Raw genomic sequence first — 14,734 nt, forward strand, 5'->3', positions numbered from 1 at the left:
GTGGTCACTCCCCTTCCTGAGGAATGGAGAGGCCCGGGAGCTGAAGATCGTCGAACCGCGGGGACGGGGTGCCCGGGACGGTTCCCGGCTCGACGTTCCTCTGGATGTTCTCGCCGCTGAGCAGACCGAACGGCAGCACCAGGGTCGGCGTCTGCACGCCCGCCACCACCTGGTCGACGATCGTGCCGCAGCTGTCGACGATGGGCTGCATCTGGCGGCCCAGCGCCTCGAAGTCCGGGTCACCGGGACGCAACTTCTGCAGATCGATCAGGTTGCACAGCAGGGTCTTCGGGTCCTGGAACTCCTGCAGGTTCAGCCGCGAGTCCAGCGTGCCGTTCTCCGCGTTGTAGGAGTTGGCGACGTTGGAGATCGCCAGCGGCAGCAGCGTGAGGGTGTCCGCCAGGTTCTCGCGGTTGTCGGCGAGAAGCTGCGTCGTGGGAGCGAGGTTGTCCACCGCGACGGTCAGCTGCTCGCGATTGTCGCGGACGAAGGTGGCGACGTCACCGAGCGTGTAGGACAGCTGATTCAACGCCAGTCCCAGGTTCTCGCGCTCGCCGGCGAGGAAGCCGGTCAGCGAGGACAACTGGTTGTTGAACGCACGGACCTGCTGATCGTTCTCGGCGAGCGCCGTCACGAACGTCTGCAGGTTCTCCACGGTGCCGAAGAGGTCGCCGCGGTAGGAGTTCAGCGTGTCGGCAGCGGCGGAAAGATTGGTGATGGACTCGTTGAGCGCCTCACCGTTTCCGTCCAACGCCTCGGCACCGACGTTGACCAGACCCGTGAGCGCGCCGTCCGCGTTGGCGCCCTCGGGACCGAGTGCGCGCGAGAGTTCCTCGATGCTCGTGTAGAGCTCGTCGACCTCGACCGGGGTGGCGGTGCGCTCGAGCGGAATGACGGCACCGGACTCCATCTCCGCGCCGCCCGAGTACGCCGGCGCGAGTTGGACGTACCGATCCGCCACGACCGACGGCGCGATCTGCACGGCACGCGCATCGGCCGGGATCTGCACTCCCCGATCGACTCTCAGGTCCACCTGAACCTGATCGCCGAGTCCCTCGACCTTTGTCACGGTGCCCACCTCCACACCGAGCACCCGAACCTCGGTGCCCTCGTACACACCGACCGAGCGATCGAAGTAGGTGGTGATGGTGGTGGTGCCCCAACGGGTGAACGTCCACCACAGGGCGAACACCACCACGACGACCGCGGCGACGCCGGCCGCGATGATCGCGATGTTGCGCTTCGTGAACACGGACTGCCTCGTCCCCTCGGTCGTGCTGTCTGCGGCGGTCACTGGCCGGGTCCCGGACTACGAACGGGATCCACGCCGAGCTGTCGAATCGGCTCCCGGTATCCCGGAATGTCGGGCAGACCCGGCGGGAACGTGTTCACGATGACCTGGTCGAACCAGCGACCGTTGCCGACGATGTTGGTGTACAGCCGCACGAACGGCGAGTACAGCTCGATCGCCTGCGCGAGGTTCTCGTTGTTGTTCCGCAGGATCGAGATGACGCCGTTCAGTTCCTGGAGAGCGGGACCGATCTGCGCCTCGTTGTCGCGAACCAGGCCGGTCAGCTCGGTGGACACCCGCTGCGTGTTGACCAACAGCGAGGAAATGGCCTGCTGCCGATTGTTGAGCTCCTGCAACAGGACCGACGCGTCTCCGATCAGACGAGTGAACTCGCGGTTGCGATCGGCGAGGACCTGCGAGGTGACGTTGGTGGCCGCGAGAAGGCGGCCGAGCTCGTCGTCGCGCGAGGCGATGGTCTGGGACAACCGGGACACACCGTCGAGCGAGGCACGAATGTTCTCCGGTGTCTCCGAGAACGCGTCGGACAGCGTCTCGAAACTGGCGGCGAGCTGGTCGGTGTCGATGTCACCGGTGGTGCGAGCGACGTCCGAGAACGCGTCGATGACGTCGTACGGAGCCGTCGTGCGCTCGATGGGGATCTCGTCGCGCGGATTCAACCGCTCGCTGCCGGCCGGTTCGAGCGACAGGAACTTCTGTCCCAGAAGCGTTTTGATCTGGATGGACGCCGACGTCCGATCGCCGACCCAGGCGTCACGCACGGTGAACTCGACGGCGACCTGATCACCGTCGAGCGAGATGTCGGTGACGTTGCCGACTCGCACTCCGGCGATCCGCACCTCGTTGCTCGTGGTGAGCCCGGCCGCCTCGGAGAAGTTCGCCGTGTACTTCGCTCCCGCCCCGATGATGGGCAACGAGTCGAGGAAGAACGCCGACAGGGTCGCCATCAGAACGAGGAAGATGCCGAGCGCTCCGAGAGTGGCCGGCTTCCGCTTGGTGGTCACTGAATCCCCCCTGCTGCACAGCGTTTCGCTGAATTCGTGTACAGCGGCTGGTTGATGGTGGGCAGCCCGGTCGGCAGATTCAACTGCGGGGCGTACCCGGGTCCGGCGACGATGTCGATGCCGCACAGATAGAACTGGAACCAGGATCCGAAGCTCGCCACTCGAACGAGCTTCGTCAGCTTCACCGGGAAGTTCTCCAGGATCGCGTTGAATTCGTCGCTGCGAGCGTTGATCTTTCCGGACAGCTCGTCGACCGAGGAGATCGCGGACTGGATGGGCGGGCGAGTCGGCTCCAGCAGATCGGCCGTCGCGTCGGTGAGACCGGCCAGCGAGGTCACGGCGGATCCCACGGTGTCCCGATCTGCCGCGAGACCCGACACGAGGGCCTGCGTGTTGACGATGAGCTGGTCGAGTTCCTCGTCGTTCCGGTTGACCGTCTCGAGTACACCGTTGAGGTTGTCGATGACCGCACCGATGACCGCATCCTTGTCCGCCACCGTGTTGGTGAGGCTGGCGGTGCTCTGCACGAGGTCGCCGATGGTGCCGGACTCGCCCTGGAACACCTGGATGATCTCGTAGGACAGCTTGTTCACGTCCTCCGCGCTCAGCGTCTGGAAGAGCGGCCGGAAGCCGTTGAACAGCGTCGTCAGGTTGACCGCGGGCCGGGTGCGCTCGATCGGGATGGTGGCCCCGTCGGAGATGCGCTCGCCCTGGTCGCCCGCGCCCTGCTCGAGGGCGATGTAGCGCTGGCCGATGAGGTTGCGGTACCGGATGGAGGCGGTGGTGCTGGCCGGCAGCGAGTCCCGCTCGTTCAGGTCGAACTCGACGAGCGCGCGATCGCGGTCGTAGATCTCGATGTTCTGGACCTGACCGACCCGGACACCCGCGATGCGGACCTCGTCGCCGTTGTTCAGCGACGACACCTCCGAGAAGATCGCGGTGAACTTGGCCTGGCCGCCCCCGACGCCGTTCGCGATGGTCAACGCCAACGCGGCCGTGGCCACGATGGTCACCACCGCGAAGACGATCAGTTTGATCAGCGGTGCCGCGAGGCCTCTCATTTCACGCTCACTTCCGCGCCGCGCAGCGCCGGAGCGCCGACCAGCGTCGTCCAGGGGGCAACGTCGTCCGGCTGGACACCGGAGCCCTGGCCGTAGACCACGGCGAGGGTGTCCCGCTCGAGATCGGACCCCGCGTACGACGCGGGAACCGGGGACTGCAGCGGATTCGGCAGCGTCGGGTTGATCGCCGGGCCGGGGTTACGCGAGGGCACCTGGTAGGACCCGTCGTTGACGCCGCTGCCCGGGTACTGCGGGAAGAACTCACCGGGGGTGGTCACGTTGTCGAAGCACGACGGTCCGCGGGTGTCGAAGAGGCGCGGCTCGTCCTGATTTGGCAGGTACGCACCCTTGGGTGCGGTGAAGTTGATGGTTCCGCGGACACCGGGGTAATCGGCGTCCACCGACAGGATTCGCTTCGCCTCGTCGGCGACACGAACGAACTCGACGAGCGTGCACCCGAAGGCCGGGGAGTACTCCGCGAGCAACTCCAGCGCTTCGCGGGAATCGGCGGCGATCGACACGATCGACTCGGCGTTGGTCTCGAGCAGCCCCGCGAGCGATCCGGTGGATCCGGTGGCGGACACCAGCAGCGTGCTGATCTGGTTCTCCTTCTCCACGACCGTGTTCCCGGTGACCCGCAGGTTGTCCAACGCGTCGACGAGATCCGGTGCCGCGGTGGAGTAGGTCTCCGACAGGTTCGCCAGACCCACCAGGTCCTGCTGGATGTTGGGCAGCTCGGAGTTGAGGCCGACGAAGATGGTCTCCAACCGCTCGACCGTCAGGCCCAACTTCTCACCGTTGCCCTCGAGCGCCTGGGACAGCGCACCGAGCGTGTTGGCGAGGTCCTGCGGCGGGATGGCGTCGAGCAGGGGCAACACGGAGTCGAGCAGCTGCCCGACCTCGATCGCGTTTCCGCTCACGTCCTGCTCGATGGTGGTTCCCGCTGTGATCGGCGAGGCGGTCGCCGAGTCCTCGGGAATCTGCAGAGCGACGTACCGCTCACCGAACAGGGTCTTCGGGAGCAACCGGGCGGTGACGTTGGACGGGATCTGAGACACCAGATCGGGCTCGAGGGCGACCTCGGAGATCACCCGACCGTCCTCGGTCGAGGCGGAGCGAACCTCGCCCACGATCATTCCCCGCAATTTCACGTCGGCGTTGGCCGGGAGTGCGTTGCCGACGGTGTCGGTGGCGAGATCGACGAAGACGACGTCCTTGAACGTCTTGTTGAACGTGGCGATGGACCAGGCGACGAACAGGACGACGACGAGAAGGAACCCGAGGCCGAGCAGTCGCCGTCGAGTGGCCGACGGTGCGTGGTTCATCCGGCCACCCTCACTGTGGTCGTGGTGCCCCAGATCGCGAGGCTCAGGAAGAAGTTGAGCACGGCGACCGTGACCAGTGCTGCTCGCACGGCGCGACCGACGGCGACGCCGACGCCCGCCGGACCGCCGGAGGCGGTGTAGCCGTAGTAGCAGTGGATCATGATCAGCACGAACGCGAAGACGAGCACCTTGGCGAACGAATACAACACGTCCTGCGGGGGCAGGAACAGGTTGAAGTAGTGGTCGTACGACCCCGGTGACTGCCCGTTGAACACGGTGCTGATCAGACGGGACGCCAGGTAGGCCGACAGCAGGCCGACGATGTAGAGCGGGATGACGGCGATGAAGCCGGCGATCATGCGGGTCGACACCAGGAAGGGCACCGACGGCACCGCCATGACCTCGAGCGCGTCGATCTCCTCCGAGATGCGCATGGCCCCGAGTTGCGCGGTGAAACCGCAGCCCACCGTGGCCGACAGTGCGAGGGCCGCGACGATCGGCGCGATCTCGCGGGTGTTGACGTAGGCGGAGATGAAGCCGGTGAGCACCTGGCTTCCGAGCTGCTCCAGTGCGGCGAAGCCCTGCAGTCCGACGACGACGCCGGTGAACCCGGACATCATCAGGATGACGCCGATGGTGCCGCCGATGACGGCGAGGGCGCCGGTGCCGAACGTCACCTCGGCGAGAAGGCGCAGCGTCTCCTTCTTGTAGTGCACCGCGGTCCTGGGAATCCAGCCGATGGCGCGTCCGTAGAAGGACATCTGCTCACCGGCACGGTCCAGAGCGTTGACGGGTGCGGATGCGACGCTGCGCAACCGGAGCAGAGTCCGGTCTCCGCGCCCACGAGCGATGGTCATCGACTAGCTTCCCTTCGCGGGAACGACCTGGAGGTACACCAGGGTCATGATCAGGTTGGCGAAGAACAGGATCAGGAACGTGATGACGACCGTCTGATTCACGGCCTCGCCCACTCCCTTGGGTCCCGGATTGGGGTTGAGGCCCTTGTACGAGGCGATGATGCCGGCGATGAGACCGAAGACGACGGCCTTGAGCTCGCCGACCCACAGATCGGGAAGCTGGGCGAGCGTGCCGAACGACGCCAGGTACGCACCCGGTGTTCCGTCCTGCAACACGACGTTGAAGAAGTAGCCACCCGCGATACCGATGACCGACACCAGGCCGTTGAGCAGCAGCGCGATCAACATCATCGCCAGGACGCGCGGAACGACCAGGCGCTGGACCGGGTCGATGCCCAGCACCCGCATCGCGTCGATCTCCTCGCGAATGGTCCTCGAGCCCAGGTCGGCGGTCACGGCGGATCCCGCGGCCCCGGCGATGAGCAACGCCACCACGATGGGACTGCCCTGCTGCACGACGGCGAGCACGCTGGCCGCGCCGGTGAAGGACTCCGCACCGAGCTGCTTGATCAGCGAGCCCGTCTGCAAGGACACGACCGCGCCGAACGGAATGGCGACCAGCGCCGTCGGCAGAATGGTCACCGAAGCGATGAACCACGCCTGCTCGATGAACTCCCGGAACTGAAACGGGCGACGGAACGTGTTCCGCGCGACGTCGACGAGAAGCTCGACGATGTTTCCGGCTTGGGTCAGGGCTGCGTTACCCGATTTGAGGATCGGGTTCTTCGTTTTCGCCATTGTTTTCGTCAGCCTCGCGAACCGGCGGGCGGCGCGTCGTAATTCTGCTCTGCGTAGTTCTGGTTGCCGTAGTTCTGGTTGCCGTAGCCCTGCTGGTCGTAACCCTGCTGGTCGTAACCCTGCTGGTCGTAGCCCTGCTGGTCGTAGCCCTGCTGGTCGTAGCCCTGGTCGTTCCAACCCTGCTGATTGCCGTAGCTCTGATTGCCCCGGCCCTGGTTGCCGTCGGCCGCGTCCGCCTCGTCGAGGCTCTGCTGAATGGCCTGCTGGGCGTGCTCCGGGAGGGTGTGCATGATGGACCGCACCCGGTCACGACGACGGTCGACCGCTTGACGACGCGGCATCCCGGGAGTGGGGTCCATCTGCGGCATGATGCCCTCGACGTCCTCGACACCACCGAGGTTGTGGCCGGCGTCGACGAGCGCCTGCTCCTGGCGCATCTGCGCCTCGTCCTTCTCCTCGCTCATGCCGATCGGACCGATCATCGTTCCGTTCAGGAACTGCTTCACGGCCGGTTCGTCCGAGGTGAGCAGAACTTCGCGAGGACCGAACATCACCAGGTTCTTGCGGAAGAGCATGCCGATGTTGTCCGGCACCGTCCGGGCGAGGTTGATGTTGTGCGTGACGATCAGCATCGTGGCGTCGATCTGCGCGTTGATGTTCAGCAACAACTGGCTGATGTAGGTGGTGCGGACCGGGTCGAGTCCGGAGTCCGGCTCGTCGACGAGGATGATCTCGGGGTCCAACACCAGGGCGCGGGCGAGGCCGGCGCGCTTGCGCATACCGCCGGAGATCTCGCCGGGAAGCTTGTTCTCCGCACCGGTCAGGCCGACGAGTTCGAGCTTCTCCATGACGATCTTGCGAATCTCGTCTTCCTTCTTCTTCGTGTGCTCACGAAGGGGGAAGGCCGTGTTGTCGTAGAGGTCCATCGATCCGAACAGAGCGCCGTCCTGGAACAGCACGCCGAAGAGCTTGCGGATCTCGTAGAGCTCCTTCGAGGAGCACTCCATGATGTCGGTGCCGTCGACGACGATCGATCCCTCTTCGGGCCGAAGCAGACCGATCAGGGATTTGAGGAACACCGACTTGCCGGTTCCCGACGGGCCCAGCAGCGCGCTGACCTCACCTTTCGGCAACGTCAGCGTGACGTCCTGCCAGATCTTCTGCACACCGAACGACTTCGTCAGACTCTGGACCGAGACCTCGACACCCACTAGATGACCCTCCCACTGCTTCGTCGCACCCAACACGGTCAAACCATTTAGGTGTGTGCGTCGCGTCACTCTAACCCAGAGGAGTGGGCGCGACGACCACAGACCTCACTGCCCGGTAACTCGTCCCCCGACGGACCACAGTTCGTCGGCTCAGTGTTACCTATCGCGGCGAGCGGCGTCGACGAACGGGGCCCCGGATCCGAATTTCATGTCATCCACGCACGGGCCTCGGTGCGGCACCAGGTCACCTCACAGGGCGTCCACCGCTGTGACCAGCCGTGTCGGAACCCCTCACGGCGTTCTCGGTCGAAGTCTGTGACCTCGCACCGCCGATTTCGGCAGGTCGCAAAACTAGTCTTCGACGAATGGATCGCCACCGTCGTCCGTCGGCGAACAGTCGCCGCCGCACCACCGTCGGGCACGAGATCGGGGAACCGTCGTGAGCAATTTCTTCGCCGAGCGCGCCCGGGAACGCGCCACCGCGTCGGTCCCCACTCGGCGCACCCAGCTCGCAGCGTTCGGCGTCATCTGCATCGCGGAACTGCTGATCGTGCTCGACATGACGATCATCAACGTCGCGCTCCCGTCGATCGGCATCGAACTCGAGACGGGCATCTCCGGCCTGCAGTGGGTCGTCGACGCCTACACCCTCACGTTCGCCGGACTGCTGCTCGCGTTCGGCAATCTCGGGGACCGCTACGGCCGCAAGCTCTTCCTCGTCGTCGGTCTCGCCGGTCTCGGCGTCGCCGCCGTCATCGGCGCCGTCGGCGAGTCCCTGTCCCAGGTTCTGGTCTCGCGCGCGGTGATGGGTGTGTTCGCGGCGATGGTGCTACCCGCGACGCTGGCCATCATCACCAACCTCTTTCCCGCCCCGAAGGAGCGAGCACTCGCCATCGGTGTGTGGTCGTCCGTCGCCGGCGTCGCCGTCGCGATCGGGCCGGTGACCGGCGGCTGGCTCCTCGAGCACTTCTCGCGGCACTCGGTGTTCTGGATGAACGTGCCGGTCGTGGTCATCGCGGTGATCGCGGTGATCGCGTTCGTCCCGGAGTCGAAGGCGAGCTCGGTGGGACCGCTGGACGTGCCCGGCGTACTGCTGTCCATCGCCGGAGTGTCGCTGCTGGTGTTCATCGTCATCGAGGCCCCCAATTTCGGGTGGCTGTCCCCCACGACGGTGGGTGGCTTCCTGCTCTCGGTGGCGCTGCTGGTCGGCTTCGTGATGCGGGAACGACGGACGTCGTCGCCGGTGCTCGACGTGGATCTGTTCCGGATCAAACCGTTCGCGTGGCCGGCCCTGGCGATCTCCGTCGGCTTCTTCAGCCTCTTCGGTTTCCTCTTCCTCATCACCCAGTACTTCCAGGGCGTGCGGGAGTACACGCCCCTCGAGTTCGGTATCGCGACGCTTCCCTTCGCGGCAGCGTTGGCGATCAGCTCTCCGTCCGCGACACTGCTGGCCCAGAAGATCGGCACGATGCCCGTGGTGGTCACCGGACTGCTGCTGATCGGTGCCGGACTGCTGGTCTCCGCGCAGGTGGAGATCGACAGTTCCTATCTGACGCTGATGCTGCCGGCCATGCTGCTGCTCGCGGTGGGGATCGCCATCATCCAGGGCCCCGCGACCGAGTCGATCATGAGCTCGCTGCCGCTCGACGAAGCCGGTGCGGGCGCCGCGGTGAACGACACCACCCGCGAGGTCGGCGGCACTCTCGGTGTCGCGGTCCTCGGCTCGATCGTCGCGTCCTACTACGTGAGCACGATCGAACCCATCGTGCGAGACATCCCCGCGGCGATCATGAGCGAGACGGAGAAGATGTACGCGCAGTCGAGCGTGCTGTCGGTGATCGAGATCCAGAAGCGGCCGCTCCCCGAGATGTTCGAACCCCGACGTGCGCAGCTGGTGCTGGAGATGAAGGAAGCCGCGTTGCGGGGTTCCGAGATCGCGGCGTACGTCGCCGCGGGCGCCGTGTTCGTCTGTGCCGCCGCCGTTTTCGTCATGCTTCCGCGCACGTATCGGACGACGGGCATGTTGGCCATCGACGATCTCGGACCCGACGATCTCGGACCCGACGCTGACGGGGCCGCGGTGGACGGGGCCGACGGGGGCGCCACCGGACGGCCGACGCGATGAGCACCGGCGTCTCGGTTCGCGAACCGCTCACCGGCCGCCGCCGGACGGCCGCCTTCGTCGTCGTCTGCATCGTCGAGTTGCTCGTGGTGCTCGACAACACCGTCGTGAACGTCGCCCTGCCGGACATCGGACTCGAGCTGCGGTCGAACTTCACCGGCATGCAGTGGATCGTCGACGCCTACATTCTGACCTTCTGCGGGCTGTTGCTCGCCTTCGGCAACATCACCGACCGCGTCGGGCGTCGACGGATGCTGCTGATCGGCACCGCCGGCCTGGCCGCGACGTCGGTGATCGGCGCGGTCGCCGAGAGCCTGCCGCAACTGATCTTCTCGCGGGCGCTCATGGGGGTCTTCGCGGCCGCCGCCCTGCCCGCGACGCTCGCGATCATCATCGACATGTACCGGGACCCGAAGGGCCGCGCGTTCGCGATCGGGGTCTGGGCGTCGATCGCCGGAGTCGCGATCGCGATCGGTCCCGTCTCGGGCGGGTGGTTGGTGGAGCACTTCAGCTGGCACTCGGTGTTCTGGCTCAACGTCCCGGTGGCCGCGGTCGCGATCATCGGTGCGGTGCTGCTGGTGCCCGAGTCCCGTGCCGCCGCCACCGGTCCCCTCGACATCGCGGGGGTGGTGCTGTCCATCGCGGGCATCGCCGTGCTCGTCTACTCGATCATCGAGGCGCCGATCCACGGCTGGACCGCACCGCTCACCGTCGGCGGAATCCTCACGGGCCTGGCCCTTCTCGTCGGATTCGTCGTGCGCCAGACCCGGACGGAGTTTCCCGTCCTGGACGTCCGGCTCTTCCGGATCCGACCGTTCGCCCTGCCTGCGCTGGCGATCTCGGTCGCCTACTTCTCTCTGTTCGGGTACGTCTTCCTCATCACCCAGTACTTCCAGGGTGTGCGGGACTATTCCGCTCTGGGCTTCGGCATCGCCACCATCCCGTTCGCCGTCGCCCTCGCGATCGCGGCACCCGCCGCCACGACCTTCGCACAACGCGTCGGGACCATGCCCGTGCTCGTGGCGGGGCTGCTGCTCATCGCCGTCGGCATGGTGCTCGCCGGCCAGGTCGCCGTCGACAGTTCGTACCCCGCACTGTTGCTGCCCACCATGCTCGTCCTGGCTCTCGGCATCGCCGCGGTTCAGGGCCCGGCGACCGAATCCATCATGTCCTCGGTGCCGGTCGACGAGGCGGGGGCCGGATCCGCGGTCAACGACACCACGCGTGAGCTCGGCGGCACCCTCGGCGTCGCGGTCCTCGGCTCGGTCACCGCCTCCCAGTACAACGCGACGGTGCATCCTCTGGTCGCCGGCATCCCGGACCCCGTTCTCTCCGAACGGGATCGAGAGTTCGTGAACGGCAGCGTGCTCAGCGCCCGAGAACTCCAGAACTTCCCGCTCCCACCGATGTTCGCGCCGATCCGAGACGATCTGGTGACGACCATGAAGGAGGCGTCGCTGGCCGGAGCGCAGAACGCCTCCTACATCGCGGCCGCCGCCGTCGCCGTGTGCGCCGTCGCCGTCGCCGTCGCGCTCCCCCGAACCCACCGCACCACCGGCATCATCGCCGACACCCCCGAGCGAAGCGAGGACACATGAGCGGCCTCACCGTGGCGGTCACGGGCGCCACGAGCGACTTCGGAGCGGTCATTCTTCCTGTGCTGCTGAGGGATCCGGACATCGATCAGGTCGTGGGGCTCGGCCGACGGACCCCGCGTATCCGGCACCCCAAGCTTCGCTCGATCTCGATGGACATCCGGTCCCCCGATCTCGAGCAGGCCTTCGCCGGGTGCGACGTGGTGATCCACCTCGCGTTCGTCGTGGAAGAACAGCGAGACAAGGCGGCCGTCCACGAGGTCAATCTCGACGGCTCGCGGAACACGGTGGAGTGCGCGCACCGCGCGGGCGTGTCCGCTCTGGTGATCGCATCGTCCGTCAGCGCCTACGGCCGCGAGGACCTTCCGCTTCCGGTCACCGAGGCCGAGTTCCCGGTGTCGGATCCCCTGCGCTACTACTTCTTCGACAAGGCCGAGGTCGAGCACTACGTCGAGTGGTGGCTGCGGCGACACCCCGGCGAGATGGCGATCGCGATGCTGCGCCCCACCTACGTGGTGGGGACGCAGTTCTCCAACGACGGCATCGACACGCTCACCGGCTCCGTCGTCGCGTTCCCCGATCCGGCCGAATCCCGGTATCAGTTCATCCATCAGGACGATCTGGCGGACGCGTTCCATCGGGCCGTGAAGAACCCGCTGACCGGACCGTACAACCTGGGTCCACGCGACTGGCTCGGCGTCCGCGAACTCGGAGCCATGCAGGGCCAGCTCGTCCTGTCGGTGCCCCGACGCCTGTTGCGGACCGCGGTCGACGCCCTGTACGCGCTCCGCGTGCTCCCGTTCTCGAGCCACTGGATCTCCTCCGGCGAAGCCGCCGTGGATTCGACCGCGTTCGAGACCGCGACGGGGTGGGCACCGACCATGACCTCCGCCGAGGCCGCATCGGTGATGGTGTTGCAGAGCGGGCGCCCCATCGTCTCCCGCGGGTATGCACCGGTGCGGCGACCGGTGTGCGAGGCCGCTCTCGCGGGCGCCACCGATCGCGTGCGTACCTGGGCCGAGGTCGATCCGGACATGAAACCGTTGGTGGCGGAACTGGATCGGGCCGTTCGGCTGTGCGAACACCGGCAGGTTCCCACCCGCAGAGGGTCGGTGCACGTCGAGATTCACACCCCCGAACGGGACGGATCCGCCGATCGCGCCGCGCCCGTCGTGCTGGTCATGCCGCCCGGACTGCATGCGCGGTACGCGAGCGCCCTGGCCCGCAGCATCGCGGACGACGGACACGTGGTCGCTCTGGTCGACCTGCCCGGCCACGGTCCGAGCACCGGCCGCCGAGGACACGCCGGATTCGGCGCGAGGTCGACGGCCGTCGCCGCCGGGGTGCGTGCGGTGAGTGTTCCCGGTGGACCGACCCCGGTGGTCGCGACGCTGCGCCGCGCCCCCGGTCGCCGCGCCGTCACGCGCCTTCTCACCGGGGTGGACACGCTCGGTCCGGTGCCGGGCTCGGACGGTCTTCTGGACGTGCGCAACGGTTTCCGCCTACCCTCGCGCCGACCGTCCGACGCCCGAACGGACACCGAGCCGACGCCGTCCTTCCGGCGGATCAGGATCCCGCGGCGCGCGAGCATCGCGTCGGGTGCGGGTCAGCAGCGACTGCGGACCATCATTCCGACGTCGGCGCGGACCGGGTAGCGAGCCACGACAGCGTGTACTCCCGTTCGGCCTCGAACCCCCGGTCGATCTCGGCCACCATCACCTTCTCCACCAGCTGACCCATCACCGGAATCGCCGCGTCGACGGTGCCGTCGAACCGGAGCGAGCACGTCGCCTCCCCGGTCGCGACGAGTTCGAGGTCACCGTGGACCGTGATCGGCATCTTGGTGACCGCCAGGGTGTACTCGCCGCGAGCGATACCGTCCGCGCCGGGCGAGGCCCAGGTCTCGGTGCAGAGAGCCGTGAGGTGGGCTCCGGCGAAGCGCTGCAACGCCTTCGGCAATGCTGCGGTGTCGATACCCTGCTCCACCACCGACGTGGTGGCGCCCGACACCGTCGAGTACTCCACCACCCGGCCACCCACACCGATCTCGGTGACGCGGTCGGACCAGTATCGGTCGGAGGTGAGCGCCGCCAGCAGGTCCGCGGACGAGCAGGTGTACTCGACGGAAACCGATACGCGTGAGGTCACGGTCAGCGCACCGCGGCGGCCACCGGTTCGGGCACCGCTCCCGCGTCGATCGTGACGGCGTCCCGGCCCAGGAACCGCGCGAACTGCTCGATCGCCGTGTCCAGGTGCTCGGTGGTGTGATCCGCCTGAACGCACAGCCGCAGAAGGGATCCACCCTGCGGGACGGCCGGGAACGTGGCCACCGACGCGAAGATGCCGGCGTCGAACAGTTGTCGCCACACGTTGACCGTCTTGAGGTCGTCGCGGACGTTCACCGGCACGATCGGCGAGACCAGGTCCGTCCCGTCCGGAAGCGGGCTGGCGGGCTCGACGTCCACGCCCGCGTCGACAAGCCCCTGATGGAGGTAGCGCGCGTTGAACAACGTGCGCTCGGCACGCTCGCGGCCGTCGTCCGAGCGCATGAGCCGCATCGAGGCGAGTGCGGCGCCCAGTGCGGCCGGGACCCCGGCGGTGGTGAAGAGGAACGTCCGTGCGTGGCAGCGCATCGCGTCGACGATGTCGGACGAGCCGGCGACGAAACCACCGGACGATCCCAATCCCTTGGACAGACAACCCATTCGGACATCGATGTCGTCCTCGACGCCGAACAGTTCCGCGACCCCTGTGCGCCGCGGACCCATGACCGCGACACTGTGTGCCTCGTCGACCATGAGAGCCGCGTCGTACTTCTCGCACACCGCGGCGATCTCGGCGAGCGGAGCGATGTCGCCGTGCATCGAGTACAGCCCGTCCACGACCACCAAGACCACGCCGGTGGACCGGGACAGCTTGTCCTCGAGCAGGTCGACTCGGTTGTGGCGGAAGGCTCGAACCGTCGCACGGGAGAGCCGGCAGGCGTCGTAGATGGAGGCGTGAGCGGCCGAATCGACGACGATGGTGTCACCGACGCCCACCAGAGCGCTGATCGCGCCGAGGTTGGCCTGGTAGCCGGTGGTGAACACCAGCGCCGAATCGGTGCCGTGCCAGTCGGCCAGCTCCTCCTCCAGCTCGGTGTGCAGCGTGATGGTGCCGTTGAGCAGCCGGCTGCCCGTCACGGTGGACCCGTATCGCTCCAGCGCGGCCCGAGCGCCCGCCCGGACCTGCGGATGATCGGCCAGCCCCAGATAGTTGTTCGATCCGAGCATGATCACGCGACGGTCCTCGACCTCGACCGTCGGCGCGTTCACCGACTGCATGACGCGGAAGAACGGATTCTGATCGTGCTTCGTCAGAACTCGATGCGCCCAGATTCGCTTGTCGTGGCGGATACGGTCGAGCATTCTCTGCGAACTCATCTTCTGCTCCGAAAGTCGAGGTGGATCGAC

12 protein-coding genes are annotated in these 14,734 nt (G+C 66.9%); 3 read left to right on the top strand and 9 right to left on the bottom strand.

The features are described from left to right. Positions 1–4: 4 nt before the first annotated feature. The 7 genes from ACY466_RS17535 to ACY466_RS17565 are packed head-to-tail and all read right to left on the bottom strand — an operon-like array spanning position 5 to position 7,565. Positions 5–1,252, bottom strand: coding sequence for an MCE family protein (locus ACY466_RS17535; RefSeq protein WP_463247049.1), 1,248 nt, complete (start codon positions 1,250–1,252; stop codon positions 5–7). Between the two features lie 38 nt (positions 1,253–1,290). After that, entirely contained in the window at positions 1,291–2,313 is a 1,023-nt protein-coding gene (locus ACY466_RS17540; protein ID WP_463247052.1) for an MCE family protein, read from the bottom strand. Beyond that, complete coding sequence (locus tag ACY466_RS17545; RefSeq protein WP_463247054.1) at positions 2,310–3,374, bottom strand: MCE family protein; 1,065 nt, start codon at positions 3,372–3,374, stop codon at positions 2,310–2,312. The genes ACY466_RS17540 and ACY466_RS17545 overlap by 4 nt, the downstream gene beginning before the upstream one ends. Next, positions 3,371–4,699, bottom strand: a complete 1,329-nt coding sequence (locus tag ACY466_RS17550; RefSeq protein ID WP_463247056.1) for an MCE family protein — start codon at positions 4,697–4,699, stop codon at positions 3,371–3,373. The genes ACY466_RS17545 and ACY466_RS17550 overlap by 4 nt, the downstream gene beginning before the upstream one ends. Further along, positions 4,696–5,556, bottom strand: a complete 861-nt coding sequence (locus tag ACY466_RS17555; protein ID WP_463247058.1) for an MlaE family ABC transporter permease — start codon at positions 5,554–5,556, stop codon at positions 4,696–4,698. Before ACY466_RS17555 ends, ACY466_RS17550 begins: the two co-directional genes overlap by 4 nt. Before the next feature lie 3 nt (positions 5,557–5,559). Next, on the bottom strand, positions 5,560–6,354 hold the full coding sequence (locus ACY466_RS17560) for an MlaE family ABC transporter permease (RefSeq protein ID WP_463247060.1): 795 nt from the start codon (positions 6,352–6,354) through the stop codon (positions 5,560–5,562). An 8-nt stretch (positions 6,355–6,362) separates the two neighbouring features. Then, on the bottom strand, positions 6,363–7,565 hold the full coding sequence (locus tag ACY466_RS17565) for an ABC transporter ATP-binding protein (RefSeq protein ID WP_463252339.1): 1,203 nt from the start codon (positions 7,563–7,565) through the stop codon (positions 6,363–6,365). A 439-nt stretch (positions 7,566–8,004) separates the two neighbouring features. Here ACY466_RS17565 and ACY466_RS17570 point away from each other — a divergent pair, with 439 nt between their 5' ends. The 3 genes from ACY466_RS17570 to ACY466_RS17580 are packed head-to-tail and all read left to right on the top strand — an operon-like array spanning position 8,005 to position 12,937. Then, positions 8,005–9,690: an MFS transporter gene (locus ACY466_RS17570; RefSeq protein WP_463247062.1), complete on the top strand. Its 1,686-nt coding sequence runs from the start codon at positions 8,005–8,007 to the stop codon at positions 9,688–9,690. Beyond that, entirely contained in the window at positions 9,687–11,285 is a 1,599-nt protein-coding gene (locus ACY466_RS17575) for an MFS transporter (RefSeq protein ID WP_463247064.1), read from the top strand. The genes ACY466_RS17570 and ACY466_RS17575 overlap by 4 nt, the downstream gene beginning before the upstream one ends. Further along, positions 11,282–12,937 (top strand): NAD-dependent epimerase/dehydratase family protein, encoded by a 1,656-nt coding sequence (locus tag ACY466_RS17580; RefSeq protein WP_463247067.1) that lies wholly within the window; start codon positions 11,282–11,284, stop codon positions 12,935–12,937. Before ACY466_RS17575 ends, ACY466_RS17580 begins: the two co-directional genes overlap by 4 nt. Here ACY466_RS17580 and ACY466_RS17585 read toward each other — a convergent pair. Beyond that, positions 12,909–13,430 carry a DUF2505 domain-containing protein gene (locus tag ACY466_RS17585; protein ID WP_463247069.1) on the bottom strand — a complete coding sequence of 174 codons (522 nt, stop codon included), beginning with the start codon at positions 13,428–13,430 and terminating at the stop codon, positions 12,909–12,911. The two genes, ACY466_RS17580 and ACY466_RS17585, sit on opposite strands and share 29 nt — an antisense overlap. A 2-nt stretch (positions 13,431–13,432) precedes the next feature. Then, positions 13,433–14,704: an aminotransferase class I/II-fold pyridoxal phosphate-dependent enzyme gene (locus tag ACY466_RS17590; RefSeq protein WP_463247072.1), complete on the bottom strand. Its 1,272-nt coding sequence runs from the start codon at positions 14,702–14,704 to the stop codon at positions 13,433–13,435. Positions 14,705–14,734 lie beyond the last annotated feature (30 nt).

The sequence above is a fragment of the Rhodococcus sp. K11/5 genome, from assembly GCF_055193735.1.

Bases quoted from the DNA above. Each gene is read 5' to 3' on its own strand.
- ACY466_RS17590 (WP_463247072.1), bottom strand. From the start codon at position 14,704: ATGAGTTCGCAGAGAATGCTCGACCGTATCCGCCACGACAAGCGAATC.
- ACY466_RS17545 (WP_463247054.1), bottom strand. From the start codon at position 3,374: ATGAGAGGCCTCGCGGCACCGCTGATCAAACTGATCGTCTTCGCGGTG.
- ACY466_RS17580 (WP_463247067.1), top strand. From the start codon at position 11,282: ATGAGCGGCCTCACCGTGGCGGTCACGGGCGCCACGAGCGACTTCGGA.
- ACY466_RS17555 (WP_463247058.1), bottom strand. From the start codon at position 5,556: ATGACCATCGCTCGTGGGCGCGGAGACCGGACTCTGCTCCGGTTGCGC.
- ACY466_RS17560 (WP_463247060.1), bottom strand. From the start codon at position 6,354: ATGGCGAAAACGAAGAACCCGATCCTCAAATCGGGTAACGCAGCCCTG.
- ACY466_RS17575 (WP_463247064.1), top strand. From the start codon at position 9,687: ATGAGCACCGGCGTCTCGGTTCGCGAACCGCTCACCGGCCGCCGCCGG.
- ACY466_RS17550 (WP_463247056.1), bottom strand. From the start codon at position 4,699: ATGAACCACGCACCGTCGGCCACTCGACGGCGACTGCTCGGCCTCGGG.